Raw genomic sequence first — 14,464 nt, forward strand, 5'->3', positions numbered from 1 at the left:
TTCAAAGTTTATCATACCCGATCAGGATTGAAAATCAACTCGCTTATAATCCTAGAACAAGCTTACCACCCAGTTCCAAATGCCAAGGAACATATCCCACAAGAAGAAGCGGACCTCCGGTTCACTGTCGCCTGCATTCTTCGGAACTTCCTCTTGGGAAGCCTCGCCGGCCTCTGCTGAAACCGTTTGGATACCTGCGTCAACAGGCTGCGCCGCCGCATCCCCGCTGCCACCATCGATGAAACAAAGCGGCGGGAACAAGACGCACCACCAGTTCTGCCCTTGACCTTCGCCTAACGTAATCCGCAGCGCATCGTAATCGCCAGCCGGATAAACCGTGCCCCCGTATAACTTCGTCGGGAACGGCACAACACCAAGCTCTACGGTGTAACTGTACGTAATCCCTCTTTTCTTCAACTCTTCACTCACCAATTGGCGGATTTCCGGAAGATGCTGCCGGGTTAATTCTTTGGCGTCTTCCAGGCTTTGCGGGTTCTCCAGCTGCAGGACCCAGAGCTGCATTTGCTCAACGACCGAATCACGAATCTCTCTTTTGACCAGCTGATCGGACGGGCTATCGGAATTCGCCAGTATGCGAAGTCGTATCGATTCCTGAGGGATCGGACCGCCAACAACGGAAGCATCAATCTGCTGTCCTTCCCAAGCCATGATGACCATAAACATACAGGATAAGAGCACAACCATTTTCTTCACGATAATACGGAGGGTTTCACTAACATTTTTCATCTCGGACAACCGCCTCTCTATGAACGAAACTCTATGATGCTATCAGTATGTCCGCAGGCAAAAGATATAAACGTTGAATCTAGCAATTTCGATAAAAAATCATAGATTGGTGCAGCATGAACCAAAAAAAGATGCGATCCCCAGTCGGAATCGCATCTTCGTTAAGATCGGTTATTCAGTTCGTCTCCGTGATTATTGAGCTTCCCGCAAAGAAAAGTTTACGCCTGCTTAGAAGCGGCCGGACGATAGGCATGCGGATCCGGCATATCTTCCTCCACTTCCTGGCCATGCAGCTTGACGCTCATGGCTACTCCCAGACTGGCCATGCTGATCACAAGGGAAGTTCCCCCGTAACTGATAAAGGGCAGCGTAATCCCTGTCAGCGGCATTAAACCGATAAACATGCCGATGTTCTCGAAGATCTGATATAGGAACATGGCCACGATCCCTATAATGAGAAACGGCCCCGCACGCTCCCGGGATTCCAGGGAGATCAGGATCAGCCGATGGATCAAGATGAAATATAACAGAAGCAGAATGGAAGATCCGATAAACCCGAATTCCTCGGCAATCTGCACAAATATAGAATCAGAGTACGCATAAGGCACCCTGCCCGACTGGATCGACGAGCCTTGCATGTAACCCTCGCCGCTCATGCCGCCCGAAGCGATGGCAAGCTTCGCATTCGTTGTATGATAGCTGGCCTTGGCGGTCGCCTTCTCCGGATACAGCCACGGATCAATCCGTTCCACCCAGTGCGGCTTCAGTATTTTCGATTCCAGCAGTTCATCATGATAATGAATATAGGCCTGAGCGCCGCCGAAGGCCACGCCTGCCACAAGCGCAAGCCCGATGAGCGCATGGGAGAACTTGACGTTTCCGATCCAGAGCAGCCCCAGCAAAATAACGACATAACTGAGCGCGTTACCCAAATCATTCTGGGCCATGACGAGCACAAAAGGCACGAATGCCAAGAGTCCGATCGGAACAACGTCCTTCCAGAAGGACAGCAGCGGTTTGTTTTTGCGCACCAATACAAAAGAAAGGAAAATAATCAGGATCAGCTTGAACAATTCAGCAGGCTGTATACTTAAACTGCCAATGTAAATCCAGCCTTGGGCGCCGTTAATATCCTTACCGATAAACATAACGAGGACCAACACGGCCAATCCGCCCAGGTAAATATATTTAGCATATTTAATCAACAACCGGTAATCCAGCAGGCTTATGCCAAAAAAAGCAATAAAGCCGACAATGTAAAAGGCAACCATGCGGAGATGAGAGCCCTCAAATTTGGTGTCAACGGTTGTGCTGTATATCGACGTAATGCTGATACCCATCATCAAAACCAGTACGAAAACAATAACGTAATCCATCTTCTTAAATTTTTGAAGCATGCTTTATGGTCCCCCTGTGCCCGGAGCTGATCGCCCCCGGTTTGCCTATACAGGCATATAACGATTATTCGAAAAGAAAGTTTGACGCTGCTTATCATTGCTATAGATGATATCCGTTAAAAAAGCCTAAAGGCAGCCTGCAATGGAGCGCGTTTCAAGGAGTATGCCTGCTGCCCCTAATGAATTATTCTAAAAGATTTCCTCCTCTAATACAATTCACGGGCCCTGCCTGTAGTTACCAACAAAAAATACAAAAGAGATGCTGCTTTCAATAGCATCTCTCTGATTCTACATTCCAATAAATCGAATCAAGCCTGTTTGGGCGGAGCGGAACGGTACGTTTGAGGATTGGGCATATCCTCCTCCACTTCCTGCCCATGCAGCTTCACACTCATGACGACCCCGAGACACGCCATGTTAATGATGAGCGAGGTTCCGCCATAACTGATGAAGGGCAGCGTAATCCCGGTCAAAGGCATTAATCCAATAAACATGCCGATATTCTCAAAGATTTGATACAGCAGCATGGCAACGATACCGATGATTAAAAACGGGCCTGCTCTGTCCCGACTTTCCAATGATATCAAAATCATCCTGTGAATGAGTATGAAATATAACAACAACAAAACGGAAGAACCGATGAAGCCATATTCCTCTGCAATTTGCACAAAAATCGAATCCGAATACGTATAAGGCACACGTGAGGATTGTACGGAGCTCCCCTGCAAGTACCCTTCCCCGCTCATACCGCCGGAAGCAATGGCCAGCTTGGCGTTGTTCGTATGATAACTCGCTTTTGCGGTAGCTTTTTCGGGTACCAGCCATGGATCGATCCGTTCCATCCAATGACCGCGGCTCTCCATGATTTTCGATTCTTTAATTTCATCATGATAGTGGATGTAGGCCTGGGCTCCACCAAATGCAATCCCTGCTACAAGCAGCAGTCCGATAAGAGCGTGCGAGAACTTCACATTACCGATCCATAACAGCCCAAGCAAGATGACAATATAACTTAGTCCATTACCCAAGTCATTCTGCACCATGACAACGGCAAACGGAATAAACGTCAAAAGCCCAATCGGTACGATGTCCCGCCAAAAAGACAACTTCGCTTTGTTCTTACGGATAAGAAGATAGGTGATAAATATGATCAGCACCAGCTTAAACAACTCCGCAGGTTGAAAATCAACGATACCGAGATTAATCCAGCCCGTGGCATTATTTTTGGTCTGGCCGATGAAGGAAGGCAGCAAAAGGGTTAATAACCCTCCGATGTATATGTGCAGTGCGTATTTATTCCATAAACGATAATCAATCAAGCTGAGCCCGAAAAAGGCTGCGAATCCGAGGATATAAAATATCGCCATCTTGATATGGTGTTTTTCGAATCCGGTGGTGTCGAGCGTGGCACTATATATCGATGTAATACTGACAACCATTAGCATCAACAGTACAAAAACGATAACAAAATCAATCTTCTTGAATTTCTGAAGCATGCTTTGGTCCCCCTGTGCCCGGAGCTGTAAACACTGATTTGCCGATTGAGGCCATGTAACGATCTGAACGACAACACCCCATTTAATCGGCTCAGCCCATCATCTATTTTAAAAGATATTCATCCAGAACACAATTAACGGGAAATTCCCAAGACATGCCTGTCAATGCCCGCCAAATCCGGCACCGTGACGATTTCCTTCCAGTGCCCTGCACTCCGTAAAAGCTCTGCCACATCCCCGGCTTGGCCCATGCCCAGCTCAAAGGCAATCAGCCGCGGCGGCGCTGACAGCAAGGGCAGCTGCTCCATCATGATCCGGTACGGATTCAAACCGTCCGGCCCGCCATCCAGTGCCGTTCGCGGCTCATAGTCGCGGACTTCGGGCTGAAGCCCCTCAATATCCTCCGCCGGAATGTAAGGCGGGTTGGAGACGAGGATGTCCGGCGCCATGCCAACGAACGGCTCCAGCAGGTTCCCCTGCCGGAACTCGACATCGGCATTCAGATGCTTCGCATTACGCGCAGCAACCTCTAGCGCATCAGGCGAAATATCACTCGCCAGCAAATCCCACGCCGCCTCCTGTAATGCCAACGTAATGGCAATGGCCCCGCTGCCGGTACCGATGTCTATGGCCTTTAACCTTTTTGACCGCGGAGTGAGCTCCCGTCCATACTTCAGCACCGCTTCCACGAGCAGTTCCGTTTCCGGACGCGGAATGAGAACCGCCGGCGTAACTTCAAACGGCCGGCCGTAGAACTCCTGCTCGCCGATAATATACTGCGCAGGGACGCCCTGCGCCTTGCGATTAATGACGTCCTCCAAGGCGTGGCGGCGATCCGCCGGAAACGGCTCCGCGAGCGCCATATAATATGAGGTTCCCGACAATTCCAGCACATGCTCCAGCAGCAGCTGCGCATTCCGCTGCGGCTCCATTACCCGCATGGCGTCTAAAAAAGAAGAAGCCTCCACAAAGGCTTCTCTTATGCTGCGCTGCGGCGTCAATTCAAATCTCGTCCGCTTCAAAGCGTTATACTCCTTTTTCCATCGCTTCAGCCTGCTCCGCAAGGGTCAGCGCCGAAACGATCTCTTCAATCTCCCCGTTCATCACTTGATCCAGCTTGTGAACGGTAAGTCCGATCCGATGATCGGTTACACGGCTTTGCGGGAAGTTGTACGTACGGATCCGCTCACTGCGGTCACCTGTACCTACTTTGCTCTTCCGCTCACCGGCATACTTCGCTTCTTCCTCTTGGCGCATCATATCAAAGATACGGGCCCGAAGCACCTGCAGCGCCTTCTCCTTATTGGAGTTTTGCGATTTGCCGTCTTGGCACGTAGCCACGATCCCCGTCGGGATGTGCGTTACGCGTACCGCCGACTTGGTGGTGTTAACGGACTGACCGCCTGCACCACTGGAGCAGAAGGTATCTACGCGGATGTCCTTGTCATGGATTTCGATGTCCACTTCTTCCGCCTCCGGCATAACCGCCACGGTGGAGGTGGAGGTATGGATACGCCCGCCGGATTCCGTTGCCGGAATACGCTGAACACGGTGCGCACCGCTCTCGAATTTCATTTTGCTATATGCGCCGCGGCCATTGATCATGAAGATCACTTCCTTGAAGCCGCCCAGATCGTTCGTGTTGACGTCCATCAGTTCAACCTTCCAGCCTTGAGTATCCGCATAACGGGTATACATCCGGTACAGGTCGGAAGCAAACAGCGCCGCCTCGTCGCCGCCGGCAGCGCCGCGAATCTCGATGATCACGTTCTTGTCATCGTTCGGGTCCTTCGGCAGCAACAAGATCCGAATCTTCTCCGCCAGCTCTTGCTCGCGCTGGGTAAGCTCCTCGATCTCCATTTTCACCATTTCGCGCATTTCGTCATCCAACTTTTCGCCCTGCATGGTTTTGGCAGCTTCGAGCTCTTCAATTACATTTTTATATTCAACATAAGCCTCATAAGCAGGCTGTAAATCGGATTGTTCTTTGGAATAATCCCTGAGCTTCTTGGAGTCATTAGCGACATCGGGATCGCACAACAGCTCACTTAACTTCTCGTAACGGTCCGCAAGGGATTGTAATCGGTCCAACAAAGGAATTCACCTCTCTAAGATATATTCCTGAAGATATGCCTTTTTGCACTCCATTTCGCATCACAATGAAGTGTAAACGACTTTTTATTTTACCATGAAACGACGCATTTGACTAGCAGGCAGTTGACCGCACGGAAAGGTTCTCCCCTTCAAAAAAACCACGGTCCCATGCACAAAGTGACATGGAGCCATGGCCTTTGAATACTTCAATTCCTACACATTGAAACGGAAGTGCATCACATCGCCGTCATTCACAACGTACTCTTTGCCTTCCAGGCGAAGCTGTCCGCGTTCCTTCGCGCCGTTCATCGATCCGGCTGCAACGAGGTCATCGTAAGCTACAACCTCTGCACGAATGAAGCCGCGTTCGAAGTCGGTATGAATCACGCCTGCCGCTTGCGGAGCTTTCGTTCCTTTACGGATCGTCCAGGCACGCACTTCCTGCACGCCTGCCGTAAAGTAAGTGTACAATCCCAGCAGACTGTAAGCAGCCTTGATGAGACGGTTCAAACCGGATTCTTCCAGACCCAGCTCCTCAAGGAACATCGCTTTGTCCTCGCCTTCAAGCTCGGCAATTTCGGCTTCAACCTTCGCGCTGATCGGAACCACGATCGCGTTCTCCGCAGCCGCGAAATCACGAACCTGCTGTACATAAGGGTTGCTGTCGGCTTCCGCAACGCCGTCTTCGCTCAGGTTAGCCGCGTATAGCACCGGCTTCAATGTCAGCAAGTGCAAATCGCGAACAATCAGCTTCTCATCATCGCTCAGCTCCACGCTGCGTGCCGGTTGATCGTTATAAAGAGCTTCCTTCAGGCGCTCCAGCAGCTCTACTTCCTGAGCATACTGCTTGTTGCCGCCCTTCATGTTCTTCTTCGCGCGGTCAATCCGCTTCTCCACGCTGTCGAGATCCGCAAGGATCAGCTCCAAATTAATCGTCTGGATATCGCTGACCGGGTTCACTTTACCGTCAACGTGGGTAATGTTCTCGTCTTCAAAGCAGCGAACAACATGAACGATGGCATCCACTTCACGAATATGGGCAAGAAACTTGTTCCCAAGACCTTCCCCTTTGCTCGCCCCGCGGACCAAGCCCGCGATGTCCACGAATTCAAAAGCGGTTGGTACCGTTTTGTTCGGTTGAACCAGCTCGGTCAGCTTGTCGAGGCGCTCATCCGGCACTTCCACAACACCGACGTTTGGATCAATCGTACAGAACGGATAGTTGGCCGATTCGGCGCCCGCTTGCGTGATCGCATTAAACAATGTTGATTTGCCGACGTTTGGCAAACCGACGATTCCTGCTTTTAAAGCCATTTATGTGACAACTCCTTATCAGGTTTACTTCTATATTTGTAAGTATTACACAGCTTCGGTTCTTACCGCCGAAGCTACTAATCGTAAGCTAAACAATCTTATTAATTATAGCAGATACCCGATAGACTTCAACACGAATATACTGCCATCGCTTTATAGTAGATCCCGCCAATCACCCCGGCCATTCAAACGCGAATCAGCCGTTGGGTTGACTTCAGCGCATCGATATTCCCGGCGCCGATTCCGAACATCGCCGTCCGCAGCTCCAACTCCACCTGGGCAAGCCGCTGATCCAGCGCTTCCACCGATTCGACGGCCGATCCCAGGAGTCCACGCCCGAAGCCTGCCAGATCGGCGCCAAGCGAGAGCGCTTTAGCGGCATCAACACCGCTTTGCAGCCCGCCGCTGCCGATAAGCGCACAGGTTGGCGCAGCTTCACGCACCTCCACGATGCATTCCGCGGTAGGATTGCCCCACCCGGCGAAAGCTTCAGCCGCAGCGCGGCGAACCGGATCCGGGCTGCGGAATTTTTCAACCTGACTCCATGAGGTACCGCCCGCACCAGCCACATCGATGAAGGCCGCCCCGATATTCAGCAGGTTCCGCGCCGTTTCACCATCGATGCCCCATCCGACTTCTTTAATGCCGACCGGTACCGAAAGCGTACGGCACAGATCCTCAATTCGCTTAAGCAAACGGCCAAACCGTGTATTCCCTTCCGGCTGAAACACCTCTTGAAGTCCGTTTAAATGAAGAACCAGCATGTCCGCCCCCGCGATATCCACCGCCCGCTGACAATCGTCAAGGCCAAAGCCATAGTTCAGCTGCACCGCTCCAAGGTTGGCGATAACCGGCACGCTCGGCGCACTCTCCCGGACACGGAAAGTGGGAGCAAGCTCCTCCTTCTCCACCGCTGCCCGCACGGAGCCTACCCCAAGTGCCCAGCCGCGCCGCTGCGCGGCTTCAGCCAGACGTCTATTGATCTCTCCCGTGGCCTTGCTTCCCCCAGTCATGGAGCTGATCAGAAATGGGGTTCGTACGGAAAAACCAAGAAATGCAGTGTCCAGCTTAATATCTTCAAAGTCGATTTCCGGCAGTGCGGAGTGACGGAAACGGTAACGTTCAAAACCGGTGGTTACCCCTACGGAGCCAACTTCTTCATTCAGGCATAAGCGTACATGCTCTATTTTTCGTTCGCCCGTAGGCACTTCCGGCACCAGCCTGCCCTCGGGTCTTTCCAAACCTCTGCCTGAAATGGTTTCAGCTGGTTGACCCGCGGTCTCTTTATGTTCTGAATTCATCCCGTGCCTCCTTATCCACTTCGCTTATCCTTTAGATAAGCCATATATAAGCATATCATTGGCATCAGGTTATCCCGCCTGCATGATATGCACATCATCCATTAGCAAAAATATAAACGACTCGGTCTTGACCCATTCTACCGCATGTTTTGAAAAAACAAACCCGAATATCATTCTACCCCGGCTTCCTAGGATCAACTCCGTCTCCATATCTCACACTTGCTGAATTGCAGAAACGAAGAGTGCGTCAGAACGGGACTTTCATGTTAATTAACGGTATACAACAGCGATAGGAGGATGGGCTATCTTGGGTTTCCGCCATTTCATTCATAACCGCAATTCAGAAAATCTACCTACAACCGATCCAGGCACGCTGCTCGTGTCAGGGAAACCGAATACCAAAAGCTCCCGAACGCGAACAACGATTTTCATCTGCCTTGTCCTTCTTATTCTATGGCTCATCGGCGTGATGATCTATCAGACTCATAAGCCACTACCGAAAGGGATCTCCTATGAAAGCCCGCTGTACCAGAGCGACGTTAAAATGTGGACCGACCTGACCTACCCCGGACCGGATGGTCAACCGGTACATGATCGCGAAATCGGACCGCGCATCGGTCAAATTATCGACGAATCCCGAAAATTCCTGGTTATCGATATGTTTCTGTTCAACGGCTACGCTCATAAAGATCAGGATTTCCCCAAAGTTAGCAAAGAACTTGCCCATCGCCTTGTTGCCCATAAGAAGAAATATCCCGATATGGATATCTTCTTTATTTCCGATGAAGTGAATACCGGGTATGGCTCCTATTCGCTGCCGGAATTCGAGGTCATGAAGGCTGCCGGCATTCATGTAATCATGACCGATGTCGACCGGCTGCGAGACTCCACGCCCGCCTATTCTGCCGTATGGCGCACATTCTTCCAATGGTTTGGCCAGTCGGGCACGGGGACACTCCCCAATCTGATGGCCAACGAAGCACCCGATATTACGGTGCGCTCCTATCTAAAGCTGCTGAACGTGAAGGCCAATCACCGTAAAGTCGTCATCAGCGAGAACACCGCGCTGGTCACATCTGCCAACATCCATGACGCCAGCGCGTTCCACTCGAACATCGCCTTCGAAACGAGCGGGGACATCATCGGGGATATGCTTGCAGCCGAGCAAGCCGCCGTTAACCTTACAAGCCCGATCAAACTGCCGGAGTATGAGCCGGGCTCAAAGCCACCTCTGCAGCCTTCAGGTCAAGCTAACGATGTCGATGTTCGTTATTTGACGGAAGGGAAAATTTATAAATATGTTCTGGAGGCCATCGAGCAATCACAGCCCGGGGATACGCTCTGGATGGGGATGTTCTATCTGGCTGACAGCAAAGTCATGGACCAGCTTCTAAAAGCTTCGGACCGCGGTGTTGATATACGCCTCATCCTGGATCCGAACCAGAACGCCTTCGGCCGGGATAAGATCGGCATCCCCAACCGTCCGGCTGCGGCCGAGCTCATCAAGAAATCCAAAGGGAACATCTCCATCCGCTGGTACAACACCGGTACGGAGCAGTATCATACCAAGCTCATGTACATTGCCAAACCGACGGGAAAATCCGTCATTACCGGCGGGTCGACCAATTTTACCCAGCGGAATCTGGCCGATCTCAACCTGGAAAACAACTTGTGGATAGCCGCACCTAAAGGTCATCCGCTTACCCGGGATCTGGACCGTTACTTTCATCGAATATGGTTCAACGAAGGCGCAGCCTTTAGTCTCGAAGCCGAGGCTTACCAAGGAGAAACGACATGGATGAAGAACATCCTGTTTAAACTGCAAAAATGGCTGGGCTTCACAACCTTTTAACAATTCCTTCAATAGTATGTATGTACTCGTATGAAGGCGGTCTAGGCCTGAATGGCCAACCTCCGCTTGGCCTACAGCAGAGGTGACATCAGTCGGGCGGCCGACTCCAGCAGCCGGGTCATGATTCTTTTTTTACGGGTATGGTTGCGATCGTATAGGAGGGCGGATTCCAGATCCTGCTCGAAATCGGATACCAGCCTGCCAACACTTTCCGTATGAACGAGTAAAGCGTTAACCTCAAAATTAAGGTGGAAGCTCCGCATGTCCATGTTAGCCGTGCCAATGGTTGCAACCTCGCCGTCAACGATCAGCAGCTTTGAGTGCATGAACCCTTTTTCATATTCATATACCCTTACCCCGGCGTCCAGCAGATCCGGAAAATAGGAATGGGAAGCCAGAAAGGGCAGCCATTTGTCCGGCTTCGACGGAAACAGAATCCGTACATCAAGACCGGACAGGGCAGCAACCCTGAGCGCGGTGAATATGTCTTCATCCGGTATAAAATACGGCGTAGCCAGCCATACCGACTTGCGAGCCGACACAATCATGGAGAAGAAAATGTTCTTCAGGGCTCTTCGCTCATTGTCCGGTCCGCTTGCGATAATCTGAACGGCACCGGCACGACTCTCCAGTAAATCCGGTGAATAATAGATCGGCTCACTCGGCTGCTCTCCCGTCATGTACTGCCAATCCTGCAGAAAGACAACCTGGAGCGTTCTGACGGCCTCTCCGCGAACAAGCATATGGGTATCACGCCAGAAACCGAATGCCTTGCTGCGGCTTAAATACTCATCCCCTACATTCAATCCCCCAACGAATCCGACACTCCCGTCAATCACAACGATTTTGCGATGATTGCGGTAATTTACACGGCTCGTGAAGAAAATCGTCTTTGGACTGCCGAATACGGCGACCCGTACACCCGCATCCCTCATCTCCTGCAAAAAGGAAGGCGGCAGCTGCAAGCTGCCAACGGCGTCCACCATAAACCGCACGGCAACCCCCTCTCTCGCCTTCCGAATTAATATTTCCTGGATCTGCGTTCCGATCGCATCCGGACGGTAAATGTAATATTCCATATGAATGTGATGCGCCGCTTGCTCCAGCTCCGTTATCAAGGCTGCAAATGTCTCCTCCCCGTCGGTCAGCACCTTGGTATCGCTCGAGAAGGAAATCGGCGTGCGTGCCAGGCGGGTAGACAGCTGAAGGAGCTGCTGCACTTCGGGCTTAAAGCAGGAAATGTCCGGGGTGTTCTTGCGGAGCACTTCGCTGGTGTATACCAGAACGTCCTTACGTGCCTTTTTGTCGTATTTTCTTCGCTTGAAATAGTTCTGTCCAAACAAAAAATAAAACACAAGCCCCACGATAGGGACTAGCGCCAAGAGCAGAATCCAGGCCATCGTGCTGGTGGGATGACGGTTCTCCATAAAAATCATGAAACCGATGGATACTACGGTTAGCGTGGAGAATATCCCGATAATGGTCCCGGTCGTCTTCCCGAAATAATCCAGGCCAAAATAATAAAACGCGAACAAAAGCGCGGTAATCAATACAGCCTGTATTCCCTTTCTCATATCGTATACCCCTTGTTCTTCATCGTTAATGTCTCTATGTATGTACGATGCTGGTCACACCATATTCTACATGATCTCCCCCAGGAACTAAAGACTGTTCTCCGCGAGCTGACAAGGGACCGACGCCCCAAAATAAAATATTGACAATGGTAACGCCATTTGTTAAAAATATAACTAACGACCGTTAGTTAGGAGGAATGTTATGAGTGCCGCCGATATTAAGCAATCCGCCCTTGCCCACTTTGCCAAAAACGGTTACGAAGGGGCATCGCTAAAACATATTGCAGACGACTGCGGGATCAAAAAACCGTCGATTTACGCCCATTTTTCGAGCAAGAACGATTTGTTTCTGCAGGTGCTTCAGGACGTATTCCAGCGTCAAGAGGAGTCGATGGTGGCCTATTTTCTAAACCATGCCGATTGGCCGCTGGAGCAGCAGCTGCACGGATTTCTTGAAAGCCGTCTCCAAGCCTATCGTCTGGATGATGAAGTGCGGTTCTTCATGCGAATGGCCTTCTTTCCGCCAAGTACGCTGTATGACGAAGTGATGGCGATGGTGTATCCGCTGCTGGATCAACAGGAGCAGAACTTGTCGAGGCTGCTTGCCGCGGGCTGTCCGAAGCATGGACGTATCATCCGTCATCCGCGCAATGCGGCGATTGCCTTTATGACCTTGGTGGATGGAATCCATCTGGAAACCGTGTACGGCGGGGAAGAACGGGCCATGAGACGTCTTGCAGCTGCTTGGCCAGTGTATTGGTTAGGGGTAACAAAGCAACGATATAACCACAAGAGTTAATGTCTCCTAATTTACGCATAATAAAGAGACTTAAGGAGAATAGGAACAGGAATCGGTAACCGTGAGGGGTTACTGTTGTTTTCATAAAAGGAGTGAACCATCATAATGAATCGCAACTGGATTTTTGTGCTGCTTGGTGGATTGGTTGAAATCATATGGGTGATGGGTTTGAAGCATTCCTCAAACATCTGGGAATGGATTGGAACCATAGCCGCCATTGCAGTCAGCTTCTATCTTATTATCGAGGCAGCCAAACGGCTGCCGGTCGGAACGGTGTATGCCGTATTCACGGGAATCGGTACAGCCGGAACGGTCGCGTCGGAGATGCTGTTCTTCGGGGAACCGTTTAAACTGGTCAAGGTGCTTCTGATCTGTGTGCTGCTGGCAGGCGTCATTGGCCTTAAGCTGGTTACGGCTGATCATGCGGAACCGGAGGTGAGCAAGTAATGGCTTGGATTGCACTTGTGTTTGCAGGATTGTTCGAAATCGGCGGCGTCATCGGCATCAAAGGCGTGTCGGAGCGCAAGGGATGGCAATATGTACTGATTTTGGCCTTATCTTTTGCCGCCAGCTTCTCCCTCCTCTCCTACGCCATGACCGTACTGCCTATGGGTACCGCTTATGCCATCTGGACGGGAATCGGGACGGTGGGCGGCGCCATTACAGGGATGCTCCTGTTCGGTGAACCGAAGGAATGGCGGCGCGTGCTCTTTATCGCCATGATCCTGTGCTCGGCTGTCGGTCTAAAATTGATCAGTTAATTACTTTTGTAAAATTTCATAAGTTTTCAGAACCTAACGTAAAGGACGACCGTAGTAAAGTTGAAACGGTCGTTCTTTTTCATATATAATAATTCTTGACCCTATGGTCAATTCAAGAACCGCAAAGTTCTCAAGTGAGGTGAGCTATTGATTGGCTGATAAAACGGCAGAAAAACGACAGCAAATTCTCATCACTGCGATGCAGCTGTTTTCCGCGAAGGGCTCTTCGGTTACCTCCATGCAGGAAATCGCCGAAGTATGCGGGATGTCGAAAGGCAGCCTCTATCTTCATTTCAAGTCCAAAGAGGAACTGGAAAAGAGCATTTACGAGCATATCGCAAGCCGGATTAAAGATGAGATTCTCCGGGTCGACCACGATCCGCTTCTCGGACCCAAGGAGCAGCTGCGCAAGCAGACGGAAGTGCTTCTAATCCATTTTCTGGAGATCCGGGAATTTCTCCTGAAGCAGTTCCATGATCAGATGCCGGGGAAACCGCCTTTTGACAAGGAAAACATGCGACAGGAAATGCTGGGTGCATTGCAGTGGTTTAACAATAAGCTGAAATCCATTTATGGGCCCGAAGTAGAGCCATACACATTGGAAATCGGCATGTTTATGGGCAGTATGCTGGGTTCGTATATCCGCTTCCTGTTCATGCCCGGGTTCCATTTGAATGTGGGAATCACCGCTGATCACCAGATTCAGCTGCTCGATGATATTGTGGACAGTATTCTGCGCAGACGGCCCGAGCCCCTGATCCCGATGGAGGCGGTGGGGCAATTGGGCCAATTATGCCAAACCGACATTCGTACAACTCGTCACCCGCTCATCGTCATTAAGGCGATGAAGAATGAACTAAAGAAGATTCAGGTAGAGACGGATGTCCGGGAAGATGCAATGGAGTCGCTCCATATTATGGAGAAGGAACTGCTTGCCATCCAGCCCAGCCGAGCCGTTCTGAAAGGAATGCTTGCTAACTTGGAAGGGATCGAGGACCTTGAAGCATTGTATAAGGAGCTCAAGGGCACCATCGTTACTGTGCTGGAAAGCTATCTTACACCAGGTGGAATTATGCAGGAAAGTTAGTTTTAGTTAGAGACATAGAGTTTTGGAGAGGAGAGAGAATCG

At 50.8% G+C, this 14,464-nt stretch carries 13 protein-coding genes; 5 read left to right on the forward strand and 8 right to left on the reverse strand.

The window, feature by feature from the left end:
• Window positions 1–51: 51 nt before the first annotated feature.
• The 7 genes from spoIIR to fni form a co-directional block, all read right to left on the reverse strand.
• On the reverse strand, window positions 52–747 hold the full coding sequence (gene spoIIR, locus MKX98_RS31775) for a stage II sporulation protein R (RefSeq protein WP_194539943.1): 696 nt from the start codon (window positions 745–747) through the stop codon (window positions 52–54).
• Window positions 748–965: 218 nt separating this feature from the next.
• On the reverse strand, window positions 966–2,144 hold the full coding sequence (locus MKX98_RS31780; RefSeq protein WP_194539944.1) for an FtsW/RodA/SpoVE family cell cycle protein: 1,179 nt from the start codon (window positions 2,142–2,144) through the stop codon (window positions 966–968).
• 308 nt (window positions 2,145–2,452) lie between these two features.
• Entirely contained in the window at window positions 2,453–3,640 is a 1,188-nt protein-coding gene (locus MKX98_RS31785) for an FtsW/RodA/SpoVE family cell cycle protein (RefSeq protein WP_194539945.1), read from the reverse strand.
• Between the two features lie 134 nt (window positions 3,641–3,774).
• A complete protein-coding gene (prmC, locus tag MKX98_RS31790) occupies window positions 3,775–4,662 on the reverse strand; it encodes a peptide chain release factor N(5)-glutamine methyltransferase (protein WP_339220354.1) in 888 nt (295 codons plus the stop codon).
• 4 nt (window positions 4,663–4,666) lie between these two features.
• On the reverse strand, window positions 4,667–5,734 hold the full coding sequence (prfA, locus tag MKX98_RS31795; RefSeq protein WP_071218854.1) for a peptide chain release factor 1: 1,068 nt from the start codon (window positions 5,732–5,734) through the stop codon (window positions 4,667–4,669).
• 213 nt (window positions 5,735–5,947) lie between these two features.
• Window positions 5,948–7,048 carry a redox-regulated ATPase YchF gene (gene ychF / locus MKX98_RS31800; protein WP_015737759.1) on the reverse strand — a complete coding sequence of 367 codons (1,101 nt, stop codon included), beginning with the start codon at window positions 7,046–7,048 and terminating at the stop codon, window positions 5,948–5,950.
• Between the two features lie 185 nt (window positions 7,049–7,233).
• Window positions 7,234–8,349 (reverse strand): type 2 isopentenyl-diphosphate Delta-isomerase, encoded by a 1,116-nt coding sequence (fni, locus tag MKX98_RS31805; RefSeq protein WP_194539947.1) that lies wholly within the window; start codon window positions 8,347–8,349, stop codon window positions 7,234–7,236.
• Window positions 8,350–8,656: 307 nt separating this feature from the next.
• Here fni and MKX98_RS31810 point away from each other — a divergent pair, with 307 nt between their 5' ends.
• A complete protein-coding gene (locus tag MKX98_RS31810) occupies window positions 8,657–10,201 on the forward strand; it encodes a phospholipase D family protein (protein ID WP_339220358.1) in 1,545 nt (514 codons plus the stop codon).
• A 71-nt stretch (window positions 10,202–10,272) separates the two neighbouring features.
• On the opposite strand, the gene cls is transcribed toward MKX98_RS31810, so the two are convergent.
• Window positions 10,273–11,775 carry a cardiolipin synthase gene (cls, locus tag MKX98_RS31815; protein WP_339220360.1) on the reverse strand — a complete coding sequence of 501 codons (1,503 nt, stop codon included), beginning with the start codon at window positions 11,773–11,775 and terminating at the stop codon, window positions 10,273–10,275.
• A gap of 202 nt (window positions 11,776–11,977) precedes the next feature.
• On the opposite strand from cls, the gene MKX98_RS31820 reads away from it, so the two are divergent.
• The 4 genes from MKX98_RS31820 (at window position 11,978) to MKX98_RS31835 (ending at window position 14,422) form a co-directional block, all read left to right on the forward strand.
• Window positions 11,978–12,574, forward strand: a complete 597-nt coding sequence (locus tag MKX98_RS31820; RefSeq protein WP_339220362.1) for a TetR/AcrR family transcriptional regulator — start codon at window positions 11,978–11,980, stop codon at window positions 12,572–12,574.
• Between the two features lie 105 nt (window positions 12,575–12,679).
• Window positions 12,680–13,021 (forward strand): multidrug efflux SMR transporter, encoded by a 342-nt coding sequence (locus tag MKX98_RS31825; protein WP_194539951.1) that lies wholly within the window; start codon window positions 12,680–12,682, stop codon window positions 13,019–13,021.
• A complete protein-coding gene (locus MKX98_RS31830; RefSeq protein WP_194539952.1) occupies window positions 13,021–13,335 on the forward strand; it encodes a multidrug efflux SMR transporter in 315 nt (104 codons plus the stop codon). The genes MKX98_RS31825 and MKX98_RS31830 overlap by 1 nt, the downstream gene beginning before the upstream one ends.
• A 151-nt stretch (window positions 13,336–13,486) precedes the next feature.
• Window positions 13,487–14,422 carry a TetR/AcrR family transcriptional regulator gene (locus MKX98_RS31835; RefSeq protein WP_339220363.1) on the forward strand — a complete coding sequence of 312 codons (936 nt, stop codon included), beginning with the start codon at window positions 13,487–13,489 and terminating at the stop codon, window positions 14,420–14,422.
• Window positions 14,423–14,464 lie beyond the last annotated feature (42 nt).

The organism is Paenibacillus sp. FSL W7-1332 (assembly GCF_037969785.1).
GTDB lineage: Bacteria > Bacillota > Bacilli > Paenibacillales > Paenibacillaceae > Paenibacillus_AQ.

What these genes read in the sequence shown, in the direction of transcription:
- MKX98_RS31825 (WP_194539951.1), top strand. Translation starts at nt 12,680, where the DNA reads ATGAATCGCAACTGGATTTTTGTGCTGCTTGGTGGATTGGTTGAAATC.
- MKX98_RS31785 (WP_194539945.1), bottom strand. Translation starts at nt 3,640, where the DNA reads ATGCTTCAGAAATTCAAGAAGATTGATTTTGTTATCGTTTTTGTACTG.
- cls (WP_339220360.1), bottom strand. Translation starts at nt 11,775, where the DNA reads ATGAGAAAGGGAATACAGGCTGTATTGATTACCGCGCTTTTGTTCGCG.
- ychF (WP_015737759.1), bottom strand. Translation starts at nt 7,048, where the DNA reads ATGGCTTTAAAAGCAGGAATCGTCGGTTTGCCAAACGTCGGCAAATCA.
- fni (WP_194539947.1), bottom strand. Translation starts at nt 8,349, where the DNA reads ATGAATTCAGAACATAAAGAGACCGCGGGTCAACCAGCTGAAACCATT.
- spoIIR (WP_194539943.1), bottom strand. Translation starts at nt 747, where the DNA reads ATGAAAAATGTTAGTGAAACCCTCCGTATTATCGTGAAGAAAATGGTT.
- MKX98_RS31780 (WP_194539944.1), bottom strand. Translation starts at nt 2,144, where the DNA reads ATGCTTCAAAAATTTAAGAAGATGGATTACGTTATTGTTTTCGTACTG.
- MKX98_RS31830 (WP_194539952.1), top strand. Translation starts at nt 13,021, where the DNA reads ATGGCTTGGATTGCACTTGTGTTTGCAGGATTGTTCGAAATCGGCGGC.
- MKX98_RS31820 (WP_339220362.1), top strand. Translation starts at nt 11,978, where the DNA reads ATGAGTGCCGCCGATATTAAGCAATCCGCCCTTGCCCACTTTGCCAAA.